Source organism: Psychrobacillus sp. NPDC093180 (assembly GCF_044754065.1).
Lineage (GTDB): Bacteria > Bacillota > Bacilli > Bacillales_A > Planococcaceae > Psychrobacillus.
Map to the genome: position 1 here is coordinate 184,550 of NZ_JBIVOJ010000003.1, position 18,278 is coordinate 202,827.

18 protein-coding genes, 1 pseudogene and 1 CRISPR repeat array (1 of these 20 cut by a window edge) are annotated in these 18,278 nt (G+C 34.0%); of the genes and pseudogenes, 18 read left to right on the top strand and 1 reads right to left on the bottom strand.

Annotated elements, in window-relative coordinates:
* Positions 1-28 precede the first annotated feature (28 nt).
* Positions 29-970: a VOC family protein gene (locus ACIP9W_RS06355; RefSeq protein ID WP_400787303.1), complete on the bottom strand. Its 942-nt coding sequence runs from the start codon at positions 968-970 to the stop codon at positions 29-31.
* Positions 971-1,126: 156 nt separating this feature from the next.
* Between ACIP9W_RS06355 and ACIP9W_RS06360 the strand changes: the two genes are divergently transcribed.
* The 18 genes and pseudogenes from ACIP9W_RS06360 (at position 1,127) to cas2 (ending at position 17,686) form a co-directional block, all read left to right on the top strand.
* On the top strand, positions 1,127-1,540 hold the full coding sequence (locus tag ACIP9W_RS06360) for a BlaI/MecI/CopY family transcriptional regulator (protein ID WP_400787306.1): 414 nt from the start codon (positions 1,127-1,129) through the stop codon (positions 1,538-1,540).
* A gap of 3 nt (positions 1,541-1,543) precedes the next feature.
* On the top strand, positions 1,544-2,389 hold the full coding sequence (locus ACIP9W_RS06365) for a M56 family metallopeptidase (RefSeq protein WP_400787308.1): 846 nt from the start codon (positions 1,544-1,546) through the stop codon (positions 2,387-2,389).
* Positions 2,390-2,522: 133 nt separating this feature from the next.
* The gene (locus ACIP9W_RS06370) at positions 2,523-3,164 is read left to right on the top strand and encodes a DsbA family protein (protein WP_400787310.1); all 642 of its coding nucleotides are present in this window, start codon (positions 2,523-2,525) and stop codon (positions 3,162-3,164) included.
* Positions 3,157-3,558, top strand: coding sequence for a disulfide oxidoreductase (locus ACIP9W_RS06375; RefSeq protein ID WP_400787633.1), 402 nt, complete (start codon positions 3,157-3,159; stop codon positions 3,556-3,558). Before ACIP9W_RS06370 ends, ACIP9W_RS06375 begins: the two co-directional genes overlap by 8 nt.
* A gap of 18 nt (positions 3,559-3,576) precedes the next feature.
* Positions 3,577-4,110: a thiol-disulfide oxidoreductase ResA gene (resA, locus tag ACIP9W_RS06380; protein WP_400787312.1), complete on the top strand. Its 534-nt coding sequence runs from the start codon at positions 3,577-3,579 to the stop codon at positions 4,108-4,110.
* Between the two features lie 486 nt (positions 4,111-4,596).
* Positions 4,597-5,232 carry a hypothetical protein gene (locus ACIP9W_RS06385; protein ID WP_400787315.1) on the top strand — a complete coding sequence of 212 codons (636 nt, stop codon included), beginning with the start codon at positions 4,597-4,599 and terminating at the stop codon, positions 5,230-5,232.
* 12 nt (positions 5,233-5,244) lie between these two features.
* The gene (gene ybaK, locus ACIP9W_RS06390; RefSeq protein ID WP_400787317.1) at positions 5,245-5,730 is read left to right on the top strand and encodes a Cys-tRNA(Pro) deacylase; all 486 of its coding nucleotides are present in this window, start codon (positions 5,245-5,247) and stop codon (positions 5,728-5,730) included.
* Between the two features lie 72 nt (positions 5,731-5,802).
* Positions 5,803-6,453 (top strand): YczE/YyaS/YitT family protein, encoded by a 651-nt coding sequence (locus ACIP9W_RS06395; RefSeq protein WP_400787320.1) that lies wholly within the window; start codon positions 5,803-5,805, stop codon positions 6,451-6,453.
* Positions 6,454-6,532: 79 nt separating this feature from the next.
* A complete protein-coding gene (locus tag ACIP9W_RS06400; RefSeq protein WP_400787323.1) occupies positions 6,533-7,594 on the top strand; it encodes a hypothetical protein in 1,062 nt (353 codons plus the stop codon).
* 84 nt (positions 7,595-7,678) lie between these two features.
* Entirely contained in the window at positions 7,679-8,875 is a 1,197-nt protein-coding gene (locus tag ACIP9W_RS06405; RefSeq protein WP_400787636.1) for a glycine C-acetyltransferase, read from the top strand.
* 415 nt (positions 8,876-9,290) lie between these two features.
* On the top strand, positions 9,291-9,983 hold the full coding sequence (locus tag ACIP9W_RS06410; protein WP_400787326.1) for a CRISPR-associated endoribonuclease Cas6: 693 nt from the start codon (positions 9,291-9,293) through the stop codon (positions 9,981-9,983).
* Positions 9,984-10,007: 24 nt separating this feature from the next.
* The gene (locus ACIP9W_RS06415) at positions 10,008-11,744 is read left to right on the top strand and encodes a hypothetical protein (protein WP_400787329.1); all 1,737 of its coding nucleotides are present in this window, start codon (positions 10,008-10,010) and stop codon (positions 11,742-11,744) included.
* Complete coding sequence (locus ACIP9W_RS06420) at positions 11,741-12,697, top strand: type I CRISPR-associated protein Cas7 (RefSeq protein WP_400787331.1); 957 nt, start codon at positions 11,741-11,743, stop codon at positions 12,695-12,697. The genes ACIP9W_RS06415 and ACIP9W_RS06420 overlap by 4 nt, the downstream gene beginning before the upstream one ends.
* A gap of 3 nt (positions 12,698-12,700) precedes the next feature.
* A complete protein-coding gene (cas5b, locus tag ACIP9W_RS06425) occupies positions 12,701-13,435 on the top strand; it encodes a type I-B CRISPR-associated protein Cas5b (protein ID WP_400787334.1) in 735 nt (244 codons plus the stop codon).
* A 67-nt stretch (positions 13,436-13,502) separates the two neighbouring features.
* The gene (gene cas3 / locus ACIP9W_RS06430; RefSeq protein ID WP_400787336.1) at positions 13,503-15,998 is read left to right on the top strand and encodes a CRISPR-associated helicase Cas3'; all 2,496 of its coding nucleotides are present in this window, start codon (positions 13,503-13,505) and stop codon (positions 15,996-15,998) included.
* Positions 15,999-16,012: 14 nt separating this feature from the next.
* Positions 16,013-16,513 carry a CRISPR-associated protein Cas4 gene (gene cas4, locus ACIP9W_RS06435; protein ID WP_400787338.1) on the top strand — a complete coding sequence of 167 codons (501 nt, stop codon included), beginning with the start codon at positions 16,013-16,015 and terminating at the stop codon, positions 16,511-16,513.
* 61 nt (positions 16,514-16,574) lie between these two features.
* A pseudogene (cas1b, locus tag ACIP9W_RS06440) lies at positions 16,575-17,519 on the top strand (type I-B CRISPR-associated endonuclease Cas1b); the annotation flags it as partial.
* Positions 17,519-17,686 carry a CRISPR-associated endonuclease Cas2 gene (gene cas2 / locus ACIP9W_RS06445; RefSeq protein ID WP_400787340.1) on the top strand — a complete coding sequence of 56 codons (168 nt, stop codon included), beginning with the start codon at positions 17,519-17,521 and terminating at the stop codon, positions 17,684-17,686. The pseudogene cas1b and the gene cas2, both read left to right, overlap by 1 nt.
* 295 nt (positions 17,687-17,981) lie before the next feature.
* Positions 17,982-18,278: direct repeats of the CRISPR family, unit length 30 nt; unit sequence GTTGAACCACAACATTGGATGTATTGAAAT (it continues 3,092 nt past the right edge of the window).

Consider the following 18,278-nt stretch of genomic DNA (forward strand, 5'->3'; position numbering starts at 1 on the left):
AGTTAAATATAGCATAGAAAGGCCGTTTTTACTTGCTGATGATTTCAATCGTGTTTCTTGAAGGATCTTGAACGATGATCGAGTTAGCTTTCTCTTCAAACTGAAAATCCAAGTCGGTCAGTCGAGCCTTTGCTTCCTCTAATTCTTCTTTTGAAAAAAGAAGGGTAAAGTTTTTTAGCCCTTTAGAATTATCTGGTGGAGCAGGGATCCCAGTACCTGACCATGTATTTAGAGCTACATGGTGATGATAGTTATCTTTGGATAAAAATAAACTTCCATTATCTTTACTCGTAATATCAAATCCCAGGCCATCCACATAAAATTTTTCCGTCATTACAAGTTCTGTAGCTTGTAGATGCATATGTCCGATACGAGTATTTTCCGGAAGTCCGCTCCAATTAGGATTAGCTTCATTTGCTAATTTTTCAAAATCTATCGGGTAAGATCCGCCTGCATAACCGCCGTTTTTGTCTCTTTCCCAAGTATCAGGTGGAAGATCTACATAAATTTCAATCCCATTGCCATCTGGATCTGCTAAATAAAGTGCATCGCTATACTGATGATTGGCAGCGCCTTGCATTGGATATTCGGTTTGTGCTAAATGCAACATCATATTTCCTAAACTAGCATGATCAGGCATTAAAATCGCAAAATGATAAAGTCCCGTTGTGGGAAATGGTCTTTCCACAGAGTCCTCTTTCTCTTCTAGTATAAGTAGGGGAGTGCTCTCATCGGCAGTAAGTGTTACCCGTTTTGGTTCTTTCGTTAAAATATCAAATCCTATTACTTGTTGATAAAACTCAGTAAGGTTATCGATATCAGAAACAACTAAGTGCACTTCTCCGATTCTAGTAGGAGAGTCTGTATTATATACTTCATAAGTTGAAACGTTCTTTTTAAAAAGCATAAATAGTAAAATAAACACTATTATTAAGACAATACCTATGATGATCAATCGTTTATTTTTCATTGCAAAGTTCTCCTTTTTTATTTACACTACAAATTGTAGTGTAACAAGAGAGCATTACAAAATACAATTATTTTATTCGCATATTCTTATTCGAGCAAATATGTTTGACCGGAAAACCTGTTTAAACTACAATGTGTAATGTGAGGAGCTGAAGCTATGAAAATTCGAAAGTTTAAAATGAATGAGAGTGGATTGAACCGCTTTTTTGGTCCTCTAGAAGCAAAAATTATGGACATCTTATGGAACGACGTAGAAATGACGATTAAAGATGTGCAACAAGTGCTTGATAAGGAAAAGGTTACGAATTTTAACACAGTGATGACCGTCATGAACAGACTAGTGGAAAAAGGAATTTTGCAAAAGAGAGCAGAAGGAAGATCCTCTCTTTTTAAACCGGTACAAACGAGGGATGAGTTTTTAAGTGCGCAATCGAAAGAAATGACAAACGAGCTGATGGATGAATTCGGCAACGTTGTAGTCAGTCATATGTTAGATGCACTAGAAGACGTAGATGATGACCTTGTTGCGAAGCTAGAGCAAAAAATTAAAGAATTGAAAAAGGAACAATAGCCTATGTCCAAACGTCAATCATCGTTTCTATTTCTCGCAGCACTCGTCATATCAGGTACCATTTTCCTGCAGATGGCTATATACGCAGTCTCTATACTAGTAGGGTGGAACGTCAAATTTAACCTCGTGGTAGTATGTCATAGCTGGTTGAAGGCAGTTGGGCTATCCTCACTAGAGTATGCTTTGGACGGACTCGTAATCTTTACGCTCCTTTTAACCATTTGGCATATTAGCTCGCAATTGATTCATACTGCACGTATGAAAAAACGATTAGAGCAATATAGAGCAAAAAAACTGACGACTGAGTTCAATCAAACATATGGCAATGAAAAAGAAGATTTAATTATCATCTCGCATCCTACACCAATGGCAATTACGATGGGATTTGTGCAGCCTAAAATCGTTATTTCAACAGGCTTGATAAACTTATTAACAAATGACGAACTGGAAGCTGTCATTGCACATGAGATGTATCATAAGGCAAACCGTGATCCACTAAAGTTATTTATATTATCGCTTTGTGCATCTACAATTGGGTACATCCCCATTTTAAAATGTTTTAACCAGCAATATAGAATAATTCAAGAAATTTTAGCGGATGAATTTGCTATTAAAAAACAAGCAACATCTGTGCACTTAGGTAGCGCACTTTTGAAAATGTTGAAGGTGGGATCGGCGAAAAAAATGCCCTTTTCCTATGCATCCTTTGCAGATACATCGGTTAATTACCGAATTGAATATATATTGAATCCATTACAAATTCAAATGAAAATTCCGGTAAAAGTCGCATGGCTATCATTCGCTATTTTTAGCATGATTTGCGCCATTTTTATGTACGCAATAGCGTAGTTAAATTATTTTGTTTGGATAAGCTGGCCGCTCGATTCTGCGGGAAATCGAGCAGTGAGCTTTAGAAAACAAGATACTTTCATTTTTTACCCCACTACACTACATAATGTAGTTTGAATTAGGAGTGTTTTAATTGTCAAAAAAATTATTTTGGATCATTGGAATAATCGCTGTATGTATTATAGGGATTATCGTATTAACAGACGCAAAACAGGAGTCAGTAGACATTGACTATGCAGGGCAGCCATTTATCGGGGAAGAATCAGCACCTGTTGAAATTATCGAGTTTGGGGATTATAAATGCCCGCATTGTGGAGATTTTGATAGTACATTATTTCCACTCATCAATGAACAATTTGTAGAAACAGGAAAAGCGAAGTTTTACTTTATGAACTACTCATTCATCGCACCAGACTCTACGACTTCTGCGCAATTTGCAGAGACCGTGTATAAAGAGCTTGGGAATGAAAAGTTTTGGGAATTCCATCACTTATTATTTGCCAATCAGACAACTGAATCAGGACAAGAAAATGTAATGACGGAAGAGTTTTTACAGGCAGTATTAGCAGAAGTGGCGACTGCTGAAGAAGTAGAAAAGGTAAGTCTTGCATATAGCGAAAGTTCTGCAAAAGAAGCATGGCAGAAGGATATGAATATAGCAAACAATCTAGGAGTTGCTTCTACACCGACAATCTATATAGGGGGGAAGGAATTCACTGGTGCAACGATGGATGATTTTGCAAAGAGGGTAGAAGAGGCTACCGATGATAAATAAGCCACTTCTATTTGCGTGGATCACCTCTCTTATTGCGGTGGTAGGTAGTTTGTTCTTCAGCGAGCGTATGGGGTTTATCCCATGTACGCTTTGCTGGTATCAGCGAATTTTAATGTATCCACTTGTTATATTTCTAGGCATCGCTTTTTATCGAAATGATCGGGAGATTTATAAATATATATTGCCCATTTCGATTATTGGCATCGTTATGTCTAGCTATCATTATGCGCTGCAAAAGATTCCTTCCATGCATGAATTCAGTAGTTGCACAAGTGGAGTTCCATGTACTGGACAATATATTAACTGGTTTGGATTTGTGACCATTCCATTTTTAGCGCTGATTGCTTTTATATTTATTACTATTATGATGCTCATACTTTGGAAACGTAAGTAAGAAAGGAGAATTGTGTCAATGGAAAAAAAGAAAAAACGGTTTTACATCCGTACGAGTATTTTAACCTTATTAGTCGTAGCAATCGTTTTTACTATCTATTCGAATTTAACGAAAGAGAAAACTGCGATATTACAAGTAGGAGACAATGCACCGGATTTTGCGCTTATTGATATGAATGGTGAAAAGCATCAATTATCCGATTACAAAGGGCAAGGCGTCTTTTTAAACTTTTGGGGAACTTGGTGTAAACCATGTGAAAGAGAATTTCCACTCATGGACAAACACTATCAGGATTACAAAGAACAAGGTGTTCAAATACTCGCCGTTAATATTGGAGAATCCAATTTCGCTGTTCAGAAATATGTAGATAGAAAAGGCTTAACATTTCCTGTTCTAATCGACAACAATAAAAGTGTCATGGAAACATACAATATCAATCCGTTGCCAACAACGATGCTTGTGAACCCAGAAGGCAAGATAGAGAAAATCATAACTGGGGAAATGAGCGATGAAGCAATTAAAGGGAATATGGAACAAATTAAGCCGAATTAAAGCATCCTTACAATAGCAGTACAAACCAATGCCATGGTTTGTGCTGCTGTTTTTTTATTCATGCTAGAGACATTGACTACCAATTAAAACAAAATTTCATATAGTACTTTTCAATAAAGGCATCCAGGAAATGGTTAAGGGCAACCAATCAACCATTGAAAGCAATCAGTTTTACTTGGAAAGCAACTAAAATAGCAGGAGAGCAACCAAATTGCATGTGAAAGCAATCAATTCTTAAAATAACAAGTTTACTTGGATTGAGATACCAACGATTGAAACATGTTATTGACATGAATAACCCTATATAAGTTTCGCATTTATTATTGTCCACAGCCTAATAGTTATTTATACCTGTTTTGTCTGTAAAAAGCTTAACTGCATTTTGTATCATTTTTCATACATAAGCTTATGACTAAAGTTTGTTTGATTATTCTGATAATGTGGTAAAATATTCTATAATAGAAATGCAGGAAAGAGGTGCATCATTTGAACTTAGTAAGATCCACTGGTAATGGCATGCTAGGGCGATGGGCAGACGTTGAAGAAAGAAAACGAATGCACAAACGTCATAATGCTGGCGATGCATACCGTAGACAAGCGGAATATCTCCAACCCAAAATACCAACCCTATCGCAAATAGAAGAGTTGCTATTAGGGAATAAAGAAAAAGTAACTGATACGCCAAGCAATCCAAAAACGAATATAATTGATATAAAAGGTCCTAGTATCCCAGTGCAAACAATCGATGGACCGACACTAGAAAAAACAGTGGAGCTATTAGAGAAAGTAAGAAGCACCGCACTTGCCCCTACAGAGCCAACGCCTGAGGACCTACGTGTTGCGGCTAGTGCATCCGCTAAGATTCAGCGTGTGAATGCACAAATAACGTTAAATATGGAAGCGAACCGTCAAATTGCGCTTGAAGTAAAACAACAACTAGAAGACGAAGCATCTATTTCGAACCGCTCCGTTCCTTCGGATCTTTCCTCACCTAAAGTGTTGCAAGAAGACCTACAGAAAAAACGATTGAAAGAACAAGCGATTGCAAAATATTCGTATCAAGTACATTTAAAGAGATACGGATTTGCTGATGTAGAGCCGAGTTTCTTCCATATAGCTTAGGAGCACTGAGAAATGGCCAAAAAACCAAAAACGAATGCAGTTCGAATATTAGAACAGCAAAAAATAGATTTTGAACTAATAGAATATGAATTGACTGGTGACAAAGTAGACGGGGTAACTGTAGCAAACAAAATCGGCTATCCTGTTTTTGTCGTCTATAAAACGCTGCTTGTAACAGCTGGAACAGGGAAATATTATGTGTGCATCATCCCTGTTGACAATGAACTAAATTTAAAAGCAATTGCGAAGGTAGTCGGAGAGAAAAAGGTAGAATTGCTTCCTCTAAAAGATTTACTCCCGACTACTGGATATATACGAGGGGGATGTTCTCCTATAGGAATGAAAAAACTATTTCCAACAGTAGTGGATGCAAGTGCGGAAAAGCATGATTTTATCATTGTAAGTGGCGGGAAAATTGGACTTCAAGTAAAGCTTGCATTACCTGATTTACTTCGAATGACAAAAGGGCAGGTAGCTGCAATTAGTAATAATGGATAGCTATCTACCTGTTAGAATTTAAGCCATTACCACATTGTGTTGATGGCTTCTTTGTAGGGAAGAAGGAGTGAAATGAGCAAAGAATGTATATGGCGCTGGACGTTTTTTATTAGCGGTGTTCTTTTGATGTCTCTTGGTATTTCATTGACGATTAAAGGGCAGCGCTTTGGAATTAGTCCATGGGATGTTTTGCATGTTGGACTGTATAATCACTTAGGATTGTCGATTGGTACGTGGGCTATATTAACTGGCATTATTATCGTCGTAGCTACGATGATTGGCACAAAAAAATGGCCACCATTAGGTACATGGCTAAATATACTTTTCATCGGTTTTTTTATTGATCTCTTCAACTGGATGTTACCAGATTTCAAGAGCTTTGCTGGTCAATCTATTAGTTTTTTGTTGGGACTAATCGTTATGGGGATCGGTGTTGGAGTATATGTATCTCCTAATATTGGAGCTGGTCCGCGAGATTCATTGATGCTTTTAATAGTACAGAAGTTGGGTTGGAGCATTAAAACAGTACGTACTGGCATCGAAGTAATTGTAGGAATTGCCGGTTGGATACTTGGTGGTCCAGTAGGTATCGGAACCGTTATAACAGCACTCCTCCTAGGCCAACTTGTTCATTACACTTTACCGATGTCTCAAAAAATTTTACTAAATATAAGTGGCTATACACAGCCTTTTGCAAAACTGAGTGTGGATGATCAGGAATGATTTTCTACACTTTTTTTCATCTTTTTCATTTCGTTCGCATATAGTATCCATGGAACGAAGAGATGGAAAGGGTGATAATTTGGGCGGGACAGTTACGCATTATATGGGAAGATCTTATACAGGACAAGGCGTGAAAAACTTTTATAAAGAACTTATTCAGGAAGCTAAAAAAGTATATTTTTTTAAAGGACCGACTTCTTATCGACTAACAGAAGTATTGAAAGAAATAGGATATGCCGCTATTCGCAGAGGCAAAGATACGGAATGGTTCTATGATCCATTACATGAGGATGTTTTAGAAGCTGTATATATTATCGATTCGAAAACGCTCTATTTACAAGCGGATACGATTGATCCTACTTACTACGGGGCAGGACATATATGGGTTCCATTTTATGAAACATATGATGATCGAAAGCTGCACGATTTAGCTCCTTTAATTCGCGATAAACAAATTGCAAATGAAGGTTGGTTGACGAAAGGGCTACAAACTTTATCACGTGCTAAGGTTATTCATGATGAATGGGAGCAGCTAATCCTTCCGGCAATCGATTGGGATGGCATCAACGCATTGCTAGAAACGGTCAAAAAGAAATGTCTTGGAAATGTGCAGCTTCAAAAAAAGTCAGACGTGACGCATCGATTAATGGGGTCACTCACTCCTGTAGGCGCACAAGATACGTTAAAGTCTATTTCTAAAAACTTAAAGTCTCGTTTATATATAAAAGGTTTACCTGGTAGCGGAAAATCCTCCTTTATGAAAAAGTTTGGAGAAGCCGCAAAGCTACAAGGATTGGATATTCGCTTCATCTGGTGCGGATTAGATGCAAATAGTGTGGATGGAATCATTATTCCTGAGTTGCAGCTATGTATTGTAGACGCAACAAGCCCTCATGTATACGACCCTGAACGTGAAGGAGACGAGATTGTCGATTTCATGTCACATATTAATCAAGAATTATTAGAGGATAAGAAGATTGCAGAGGTAAGACAACGATATTCAAACGAAATGGAGCTAGCACAAGATTACATTTCCACGTATGCAGGTGACTCTAGAACGATCAGAATGCTCTATGATTCTACAATAGATGAAGAGAAATGGACAACTTTCCAAAATGAGATGATTGCAACAATCGAGTGAGCAGGGATATTTTCCTGCTTATTTTTTTCGTATTTTTCTAGGAACATGGTAAACTAGAGAGGAATATTTCGCTTGAAAGGAAAGATGACCTTGTCAAACGTACTAAACAACTTTTTAACAGAAAACTTAGATGCACTAAAAAACCAAGGATTATATAACGAAATTGATCCAGTAGAGGGAGCAAATGGTGCAAAGATTCTAGTTCGTGGTTCGGAACTTATTAACTTGTCTTCTAATAACTATTTAGGACTAGCAACTAATACAGAGCTTAAACAAATCGCAAAAGACGCAGTGGACAAGTATGGTGTCGGTGCAGGTGCGGTCCGTACAATCAACGGAACACTAGACCTTCACGTAAAACTAGAACAAAAACTAGCAGAATTCAAAGGAACAGAAGCAGCTATTTCCTATCAATCCGGCTTCAACTGCAACATGGCAGCCATTTCAGCCGTAATGGATAAAAACGATGCAATTCTATCGGACCAATTAAACCACGCATCCATTATCGATGGTTGCCGACTTTCAAAAGCAAAAATCATTCCATTCAATCACTCCGACATGGAAGATTTACGTGCAAAAGCAAAACAAGCTACAGAATCGGGCCAATACAATAAAGTAATGGTTATCACGGATGGCGTATTCTCGATGGACGGCGATATCGCAAAACTACCAGAAATCGTAGAAATCGCAAAAGAATTTGACCTAATCACTTACGTAGATGACGCTCACGGTTCAGGTGTTACTGGTAAAGGAAAAGGAACAGTAAAACACTTCGGTTTAGAAAAAGAAATCGACTTCCAAATCGGTACTTTATCCAAAGCAATCGGCGTCGTAGGTGGATACGTTGCCGGTAAAAAGAACTTAATCGACTGGCTAAAAGTCCGTTCACGTCCGTTCTTATTCTCAACAGCACTACCACCAGGAGACGTTGCGGCAATCACTGCAGCAGTTCAAATGATCATCGATTCAACAGAATTGCATGACAAGCTTTGGGAAAACGGAGACTACTTAAAAGCAGGTCTATCCAAGCTTGGCTTCGATATAGGAGAATCCGAAACACCAATCACTCCATGTATTATCGGAGACGAGAAACTTACACAGGAATTCTCTAAACGACTATTCGAAGAAGGCGTCTACGCAAAATCCATCGTCTTCCCAACAGTACCAAAAGGCACTGGTCGCGTCCGCAATATGCCAACAGCAGCTCATACGAAAGAGATGCTGGATGAGGCGCTTGCGATTTATGAAAAAGTTGGGAAAGAGCTTGGGGTAATTCAATAATAATAAAATCCCTAATTATTTTGAAATGCTTTAACATAATTAGGGATTTTTTCTTGTTTAGAGTATTCGACTATTTTAAGTAATGGAAATACAAAAAAGAAAAGATACATTTTTACTATGCATGTAATGCGTATATATTCACTTGTAGTAGGTTAACATATGGTTTAATGTTTAATATATTGATTTATAGCAAATTAACTTCAACATTATATGTATTGAAATTTAGTATTGTAAATAATATTAGTTTTCGATTATTATTGAACCGCAACATAAGATGTATAATAGCTTCTAAGCCTTTTAAAGCTATTTAATGAAATTTTCATTAGTATTGTAAATAATTTAAGTAAGTATTTGACAAGTTGTGAGTAGTACTTTATGATGAAGATAAAAGTCAGAATATTCGAAAGGTGAACTTATGAAAATTTTCGAAATACGTTTAAAAGTTTATTTATTAAAAAATGTTCCGGGAGAAAATAGTGCCGAAGAAATTAGTAAACTGATAGACCAATCACTATTTATGAATGAGCAGACAAAAGAAATGCACGAAAAAAGAGAGTATGCCCCATATACTTTTAATAGTTTTTTTCCAATCGAAAAGTCCAATCTATATAAGGAAGGAAATATTTACACAATCATTATTCGTACCATTTCGGAAGAGTTTAAAAATCATTGTGAAAACTACTTAAGTAATTGTTATACAGAAACTTTGAAAGCTCTTTCGGTCGAAGCAAGAATCTTTAGGGAAGGGTTGATTGAAAAAGTTTATTCAATTAGTCCTGCTTTGATTAAAACTGATAGTGGTTATTGGAGAAATCAACTAACTTTGCAGGATTTTGAAAGATTGTTGAAAGAAAACTTGTATAAAAAGTATAAGCATTTCTACCAGCAAGAAATTGATGAATCGGTAGAACTCTATACACATTTACAATTCGATAACAGAATTCCAGTAGCTATTAACTATAAAGGGAAAAAATTATTGGGAGACAAAGTAACAATTCAAGTGGCTTCTAATGAAGTTGCACAAACGTTATTTTTTATGGCTTTAGGCGTAGGTATATTAAATAACAATGCTCGTGGTTCGGGGTATCTGAATGCTAAATTCTACTAATAGATTAAAAGGCAGGTGGATAAAGTGCTAAAAGATATAATGACTGTTTTTGAAAAAGAATATGAAATATATGGAGATCAATTAATAATTGATAATTACTTTTTATCTCCTGGAACTTATGTTGAATTATCCGTAACAGAAGGCATTAAACATACTTTGGAGGTGGATAAAAATCTTGACGTGGATGAGGAACTTTACGCTTATTTCGCTGTCAGAGATTACTATTCTAAGCTATTAGATATGAACAAACCAATAGATGGAAAAAAGGTGATACATTCCAATCAATTAAACGGTTTTTTTGTCAAGAAAGAAAGTTTAACGAATGGGAAATTGACGAAAGATGTTATCCGAAATTATTACAATGTTCTACTAAATCCGAGGGGAAAATACAAGGATAAGAAAAAACTAGAAATGTATGAGAAGGTTGAAAAAGAGTACGGAGCAGTTGATAAAGAAGAAATAGAAAAAATTCAAAGATGTGTAGAAGAAAATTTGCCGAGAATACAAGAAAATTTGAAGATTGATAAAAACTATTTAAAAATATTTATTGAAAAAGAGGAAGCCGATTTTATCAGTGAAGGGAAAAAGTATCTAATTCCAAATATTTATAACAGCACCGATTTTAATGTCCAAATAGGGAAAGAAACATATGGTCTTCCGAACAATAACATGGGGTTAAATACGAAGAAGCCATATCTTGAAAATAAAAACCGAAAAACAACTGTTCCTTATTTAGTTTCAATTGAAGAAGTGCAAAAACAAAAAGCATTATTCGATTATTTAATGAACTTTGCTAGTCAAGGAAAGCGACATATTTTCATTGAAATAGGTGAAGACGAAAAAATATCTGCACGAAAGGACGGAGAGCTAATTTCGGAAGCCTTTACTGGATACTATATGCGCATTCAGAAGGGGAAAGAGCTTGAAATCCACGACTTTGATGTGATTCAAAGATATGATCCGAAAATCGAATTCCAAATGCAAAATATATTAGATATTGACCTTAGTAAAGAAAAGTATTTTTCAATTTCTTTCAGTCAGACTGATGACTTGAAGGAAATACAGCAATATGTGAATGAAATTTACTTTAATAAGTACTTAATAAACAATTATTTTACAGATTCAAAGGATTTAAGAATATTTGATTTCCGATTGAAGGAAGCTTTAATAGTGTCTCGTCGTGCATGGTTTGATTGGTTTTATAAAGGAAATTCGCAATTGGTGAAGCAAATGTTAGATTATGTTTCTTTAAGTCTTATTAAAAATTCTATTATACAGGATTCTTTTTTTAGAGCAAGACATCAATTTAATCTATATCACTCATTAAGAGAATATTTTTATAAAGGAGATGTAAAAATGGCAGATATAGTGAATGAAGTTAAAAATAAGTTACGAGCGAAGAGTGAACGAAAAAAAACTGCATCAATTGAATCAGATGATGAATATTTCTTTGCAGTAGGACAAGTACTACGTTATTTATTATCGTTAAATAAGTCAAGCAGTAAAAATGACTCCTTAATAAATCCATTTCTAAACAGTAGTAATAGTTCTCGCTTGAACAAACTCATAGTAAATTTATTTAAAAAGTATAATTACGGAATTAAAGGGAATAAACGACTATATAATTTGATGGCTATGGTACAAGGTTATGATACTAAAAGCAAGGTGAATGACAGTATGATTTTAGCAGGTTATTTAAACAATAATATAGTGTATGAAAAAAATGAGAATACGGATACAGAGGGAGATGGAGAACAATGAAAAACAAAGTCTACGGTGTATTAGGGATCAAATCAATTATGGCAAATTGGAATGCTGATTTTTCCGGGCATCCAAAAAGTATTTCTACTGGAGAAGTGTTCGGTAGTGATAAGGCATTAAAATATCCTATGAAAAAAATGTGGGAGAACCAAAATGAAAAAGTATTATATGTAAAATCCTATAAAATAGATGTAGATAAAAAGAAAAATGAAAGTACACTCCGACCAAAGTCTTTAAAAGAGCGTTATGAAGAGCTTTTTGAAGTGGAAAATTTAAAAAATGAAAAACAGCAAGACGTTATATTAAGAAATTTATTTAATGCAATTGACGTTAAAAATTTTGGTGCAACATTTGCCGAAGAGGGATCCAATATTTCTATAACAGGTGCGGTTCAAATTGGACAAGGGTTTAATAAATACGAAGATACAACAACAGAGGAACAACAAATTTTATCCCCATTTCGTTCGGATAATAAAGAGCAAAAAGGCAAAGGGGAAGAAGCAAAATCTTCTACACTAGGCTCTAAAATCGTCAGTTCTGAAGCACACTACGTATATCCTTTTGCTATTACGCCATTCGTCTACAACGAGTATGTAGGTTTAGGTGTTACCGAAGGATATACCGAAGAAGATTACGAAAAATTTAAAGCTGCTTCATTAGTAGCGGCAACATCTTTTAATACAAATTCTAAACTAGGTTGTGAGAATGAGTTAGCGGTTTTTATTAAAGTTGAAAAAAGCACTTATTTACCCGACTTAGCGCAGTTTGTTACGTTTGTAAAAGGCTACGAAGGGGAAAAAAATACGCTTAATCTAGAATTTAGTGAGTTACTAAATGAAATCCAAGAAAAAATTGTGAATATTGAAGTGTACTTTAATCCATATACTACAAATCTTGAAGGAAAAATCGAAGGAGCAAAATACTACAATATTTTTACTCTGAAAGAGGTGTAATAAATGAATGCTATTAAGTTTAGCCTCTCTGGGAGAACTGCTTTTTTTAAAAAGCCGGATGTAAATACATATTTGTATTTTACATATGGCCAAATTCATAAAATAGCTCTTTTAGGAATGGTAGGTGCTATTTTAGGATTTAAGGGATATGCTCAGCAATCGAAAAATGATGTGTATCCTGAGTTTTATTCTAGGCTAGGGAATTTAAAAGTTGCAATTCGCCCAGAAACAGAAAAAGGATATACAAGTAAGAAAATGCAACTATTTAACAATTCGGTTGGATATGCCTCACAGGAACAGGGGGGAAATTTGATCGTTAAAGAACAGTGGCTAGAAGATCCTAAATGGACTATTTATTTATTAACTGAGGATCATGCTGATGGTTTATTAATAGAAAAACACTTTCTAGAGAAACATTTTATTTATTACCCATACTTAGGGAAAAATGACCACTTTGCTACAATCAGGGACATTGAACTAGTATCTTTGCAGGGAATAGAGGAAGTTCAAAAGTTAGATAGTCTCTTCGTAAAAGATGAAAATACCAAATTAGAAAGTGTTTATGATGAGGATGGTTATACAAGCGATTGGAAATATGAAGAATCATTGCCGATATCACTTAACTTGGAAACGAATCAGTATGAAACAAAGAAATTTGCATTTACAAATATGAATGCTGTGCTGAGAGATACATCCCTTTGTTTTTTAGATGAAAATAAGTGTTTATTTTTCTTTTAATTCGAAAAGACTTGTGATTATTCACAAGTCTTTTTTGGGAAAACTATCAAAAAAGGATGATTATTATATGCTGCAAAGTAAATTGTTCGACATGAAAGTTATTGCCAATATAGATGAATTGTACGCACATACTAAAAATGAAGGATTAGAAAAGGAGTTTCTTATTGACCATTTAGATAAAACAATCTTTTATTTCGAAAAAATTTATACTGAGAAGAATTTAGACAGCATTTTTAACAATATAGCAAAAACACTTTTTAATAATAATGAAAAAGCATTAATTGACTTTAATGAACTTGCATTAAATGCAGTTTATATGCACGACATAGGAAAAATAAATGTTAATTTTCAAAACTTTAAAATGAGTAATCCACTACCGCATCTGAAAAAAATAAGGAATACTGATTCTAATCACTCTATGTTATCTGCTGTTATTTATTACTGCAACTACATGAAAATCGTAAAAAAATGGACGGATCCTCAAGTCCAACAAAAATTTAGAATGCTATTATTACTCAACAGTTATGTTATTTCTAAGCATCATAGTAATTTCGATTCTTTAGCTGACTTTCAAAGGAAATTCGAGAAAGGTTTCAAAGATTATTCCAAAAATAGTTTTTTCGATAGTTATTCCATTCCATTTGAAAATGCAATTGCCCCAGGGATTGAAGGGTATTTTAAATCTTATAAATGGATGAAAGATGTTTCTAAAGAATTATATATTTACACACGTTTATTATTTTCTACTTTATGTGCAGCGGACTACTATGCAACAGGAGAATTTATGAATAATAAACCTGTAAAAGATTTTGGAGTAATAAAAAACCTCGAAAAATTTGTTTCGAAGTATCAATCAACCAATGTTTATCAAAGTATCCAAAAACAAAAAGAAAAAAGTTATCCCTTTGAAGTCCTGGATGATGTTAAAGATATTAATATACTTCGTTCAGAAATGTTTTTAGAAGCGGAGAAAAATTTAGAAATACAAAAAGATGAGGACATTTTTTATTTGGAGGCTCCAACAGGGAGTGGGAAGACGAACATGTCTATTAATTTATCATTAAAGCTTCTTGAGCAAAATGAGCAACTTAATAAAATTATTTATGTTTTTCCCTTTAATACTCTTGTAGAACAGACGTATAGCACATTAGTTGAGTTATTTGAGTTTGAGGATGATATTGCAGTGTTAAATTCTATTACCCCCATGTTGGAAAGAAAGGAACGGTCGGACGAAGAAATTCTTAGGACAGATTATGAACAAACGGTTTTAGATAATCAGTTTTTGCATTATCCAATTGTATTGACATCCCATGTAAATTTCTTTGCATATCTATTTAGTACAAAAAAGGAACAATTATTTGCTTTATCCCATTTAGCAAATAGTGTCATTATTTTGGATGAAATACAAAGCTATCGTAATAATATTTGGAAAGAAATGATTGGTTTTTTACAAAAATATGCAAGCACATTAAATATTAAAATCATTATCATGTCTGCTACTTTACCGAGGCTAGGAAATTTAATCGGTGCTTCTGTACCCACACTAATTGAAGATAGAGAAAGATACTTTTCGCATCCTTTATTTAAAAATCGTGTGGTACTGGACTATTCCTTGTTAGAAATTGAGGAATTTGAACTGAATGATTTAGTTGAAAAAGTTGAAGTAATAGCAAATGGGTCAAATAAGAATATACTTATAGAATTTATTACGAAAAAGACCGCTGCAGAATTTTTTAATCTTGTAAAAGAAAAGTTTCCAACAAGGCAAGTGGAGCTAATAACGGGAGATGATCATAAAGCGGAACGAAAAAGGGTAATAAATCTTGTAAAGAAAAGTAAAAACTTTCTACTGATTGCGACACAGGTGATTGAGGCTGGCGTGGATATTGATATGGATATAGGATTTAAAAATATATCAACCTTAGACGGAGAAGAGCAATTCTTAGGTCGAATAAACCGCTCATGCAAAAATGATGAACTAGGAAAGGTTTATTTCTTTCAATTAGATGTCGTAAATACTATCTATAAAAAGGATTTGAGAGTTAACAATAAAGAAGATTATTCTTTAAAAAACCCAGATTTTCAACATATGTTACTGGAAAAGGATTTTATAAATTTTTATGAAAAAATATTTAATCGAATTGAAGTTAGTACAACAAAAAAGAATAGCAAAAACTTGGATGAATTTTATAAAGAATGTGTAGATCGTTTAAACTTTTTAGAAGTCCAAGAAAGATTTCGTTTAATAGATGAAAAAGACTATGAAATTACGGTATTTGTTAATAGTGAAATTATTTTAGAGGATGGTACCAGATTAATAGGTGAAAAAGTATGGGAAGAATATAAGCAAATAGTCATCAGTAAAGGGTTATCGTTCGCTGAAAGAAAGGTTAAACTTTCCGTGCTGAACGAAAAGATGAATTACTTTTTATATCAGATAAATTTTGTTGTTAATTATCAAGATACAATTGGCGGTATTTTTTATATTAGAAATGGAGGGCAATGTTTTACGGAAGGAAAGTTTGACCGAGAACTAGTAAGGATGAATTCAATGTTTGCATAAAACGGAGGAATTTTATGAAAGCTACGGGTACTTTAGTTAACTACTATTTCCATTGTAAAAGACAATGTTGGCTTTTTGCCAATCGAATTAATTTAGAAGACAATAGTGAAAATGTAAAGATCGGAAAAGTGATGCATGAGATAAATGCTGAGAAATCAAAACTTGCAGAAGTGAAAATTGACAATATTCGTATCGATAAAATTACGGATGATTTTTTAGTGGAAGTGAAAAAATCAGATGCGGATGTAGAAGCAGTAAAATGGCAAACATTATTTTACTTGAAAGTGTTAAAAGAAAAGGGAATTGTAAAGAAAGGAAAAATAGAATTTATTGAAAAAAACAAACAAAACCAAAAAGTAATTATCGTAGAATTGTCAAAAGAGGTAGAACAGGAATTAGAAAAACTAATCTTAGAAATTGAAAAAGTTTGTACCCAGGCGATTGTTCCGCCACCGATTTATGAAAGAAAATGTAAAAAATGCGCTTATCATGATTATTGTTATATAGGAGAGTGATAGAATGGCAAGCTCTACAAAATATATTACAACAATGGGTGAAATGTAACGAAAAGATAATTCGTTAATATTTAGAAATGATCAGGGGCATACACATATACCAATTGAAGGGGTCAAGGAAATATATTGTTTAAATGAAGTTTCGATGAATACAAAACTTTTTGATTTTCTCTCTAAGAGTGGAATCACAGTACACTTTTTTAATTATTTTCAACAATATTCTGGTACATTTTATCCTAAAGAAGGATTAGTGAGTGGAAGAGTTACGATTTCACAAGTAAAAGCTTTTGAAGAAAAAAGGCTAGATATCGCAAAATCAATTGTAAGGGGAATAGCTAGCAATATACATCAAGTTTTATATCATTATTATAAGCATTCAGTAAATGAACTGAAACCATTAATTGATTGGTTAGCTAAAGATGTACAGAGAACAATAAATACTGCTCAAAATGTTCAGCAATTACTATTTATAGAAGGTAGTATTTGGAAGAGATTCTATGAGTCGTTTATTAACTTTTTACCTGAGAATTTCTTATTTAATAAACGAGTAAGAACACCACCTGATAATCCTATGAATGCCTTAATTTCTTTTGGCAACTCGTTACTATATGCAAAAACAATTTCTCAAATCTATCAGACACATCTCAATCAAACTATCAGTTTTTTACATGAACCCTCAGAAGCAAGATTTTCTTTAAGCCTAGATTTATGTGAGGTTTTTAAACCACTCATTGTATTTAAAACAATTTTTGATTTAGTAAATAATCGAAAGCTTCGAATCGATAAGCACTTTGAGCAAAAGCTAAATTATTGTTTGCTGAATGAAACAGGAAGCAAAATTTTTATACAAGCATTCGAAACAAGATTAGATACTACATTTGTACATGCAGCTTTAAATAGAAAAGTAACTTACCATACTGCAATCAAACTCGATGCATATAAACTAATAAAATCCGTAACAGAAGGTAAGGAGTTTGTTCCATTTTCTATTAAGGAGAAAAAGTAATGACCAAAACGTTCAATTCAAATTATGCTTTAGTATTTTACGATGTAAATGAAAAGAGGGTTAACAAAGTTTTCAAGGCTTGCAAAAAGTATTTAACCCATTATCAAAATTCTGTATTTAGAGGAGTAACAACCCCTTCGAAAATAATGCAACTGAAAAAGAAATAATGAATATAATTGACGATGAAGAGGACAGAGTATCGATAATCATGTTAATGAATGAATTGTCTTTTAAAGAGATGGAGCTAGGTAAAATCAAGCAAGAGGATGATCTCTTTCTTTGAATTTTTCCCAGGCAAATAAAAGCAGTGACTTTAAGAAAACCAGTATTTACAAAGGTTGAATGTCATTTTTATTGCATTTTACGATACAACTCAATTTACCTGGTAAAAATTCCGTTAATGCCATGGTGTATATGATGTTATAATGAATTGAAGTTAGCAAGAAGCCTTTATTTTTCGGCGTTGAACCACAACATTGGATGTATTGAAATTCTATATTTGGAGTCTCAGCACTCTCAGTATTCTGGTTGAACCACAACATTGGATGTATTGAAATATGGTCGATGAATCACCAATCATTTCCGCTTGTTTGGTTGAACCCCAACATTGGATGTATTGAAATTATTTATGCCAAGGCAATAACGAAGGATTCCTTGACGTTGAACCACAACATTGGATGTATTGAAATTTTTCCTTTGAAACATTTTGCATACTCTTGAAAAAGTTGAACCACAACATTGGATGTATTGAAATGTGTC

Bases quoted from the DNA above. Each gene is read 5' to 3' on its own strand.
- ACIP9W_RS06355 (WP_400787303.1), bottom strand. From the start codon at position 970: ATGAAAAATAAACGATTGATCATCATAGGTATTGTCTTAATAATAGTG.
- ACIP9W_RS06360 (WP_400787306.1), top strand. From the start codon at position 1,127: ATGAAAATTCGAAAGTTTAAAATGAATGAGAGTGGATTGAACCGCTTT.
- ACIP9W_RS06365 (WP_400787308.1), top strand. From the start codon at position 1,544: ATGTCCAAACGTCAATCATCGTTTCTATTTCTCGCAGCACTCGTCATA.
- resA (WP_400787312.1), top strand. From the start codon at position 3,577: ATGGAAAAAAAGAAAAAACGGTTTTACATCCGTACGAGTATTTTAACC.
- ybaK (WP_400787317.1), top strand. From the start codon at position 5,245: ATGGCCAAAAAACCAAAAACGAATGCAGTTCGAATATTAGAACAGCAA.
- ACIP9W_RS06395 (WP_400787320.1), top strand. From the start codon at position 5,803: ATGAGCAAAGAATGTATATGGCGCTGGACGTTTTTTATTAGCGGTGTT.
- ACIP9W_RS06405 (WP_400787636.1), top strand. From the start codon at position 7,679: ATGACCTTGTCAAACGTACTAAACAACTTTTTAACAGAAAACTTAGAT.
- ACIP9W_RS06410 (WP_400787326.1), top strand. From the start codon at position 9,291: ATGAAAATTTTCGAAATACGTTTAAAAGTTTATTTATTAAAAAATGTT.
- ACIP9W_RS06420 (WP_400787331.1), top strand. From the start codon at position 11,741: ATGAAAAACAAAGTCTACGGTGTATTAGGGATCAAATCAATTATGGCA.
- cas5b (WP_400787334.1), top strand. From the start codon at position 12,701: ATGAATGCTATTAAGTTTAGCCTCTCTGGGAGAACTGCTTTTTTTAAA.
- cas3 (WP_400787336.1), top strand. From the start codon at position 13,503: ATGCTGCAAAGTAAATTGTTCGACATGAAAGTTATTGCCAATATAGAT.
- cas4 (WP_400787338.1), top strand. From the start codon at position 16,013: ATGAAAGCTACGGGTACTTTAGTTAACTACTATTTCCATTGTAAAAGA.
- cas2 (WP_400787340.1), top strand. From the start codon at position 17,519: ATGACCAAAACGTTCAATTCAAATTATGCTTTAGTATTTTACGATGTA.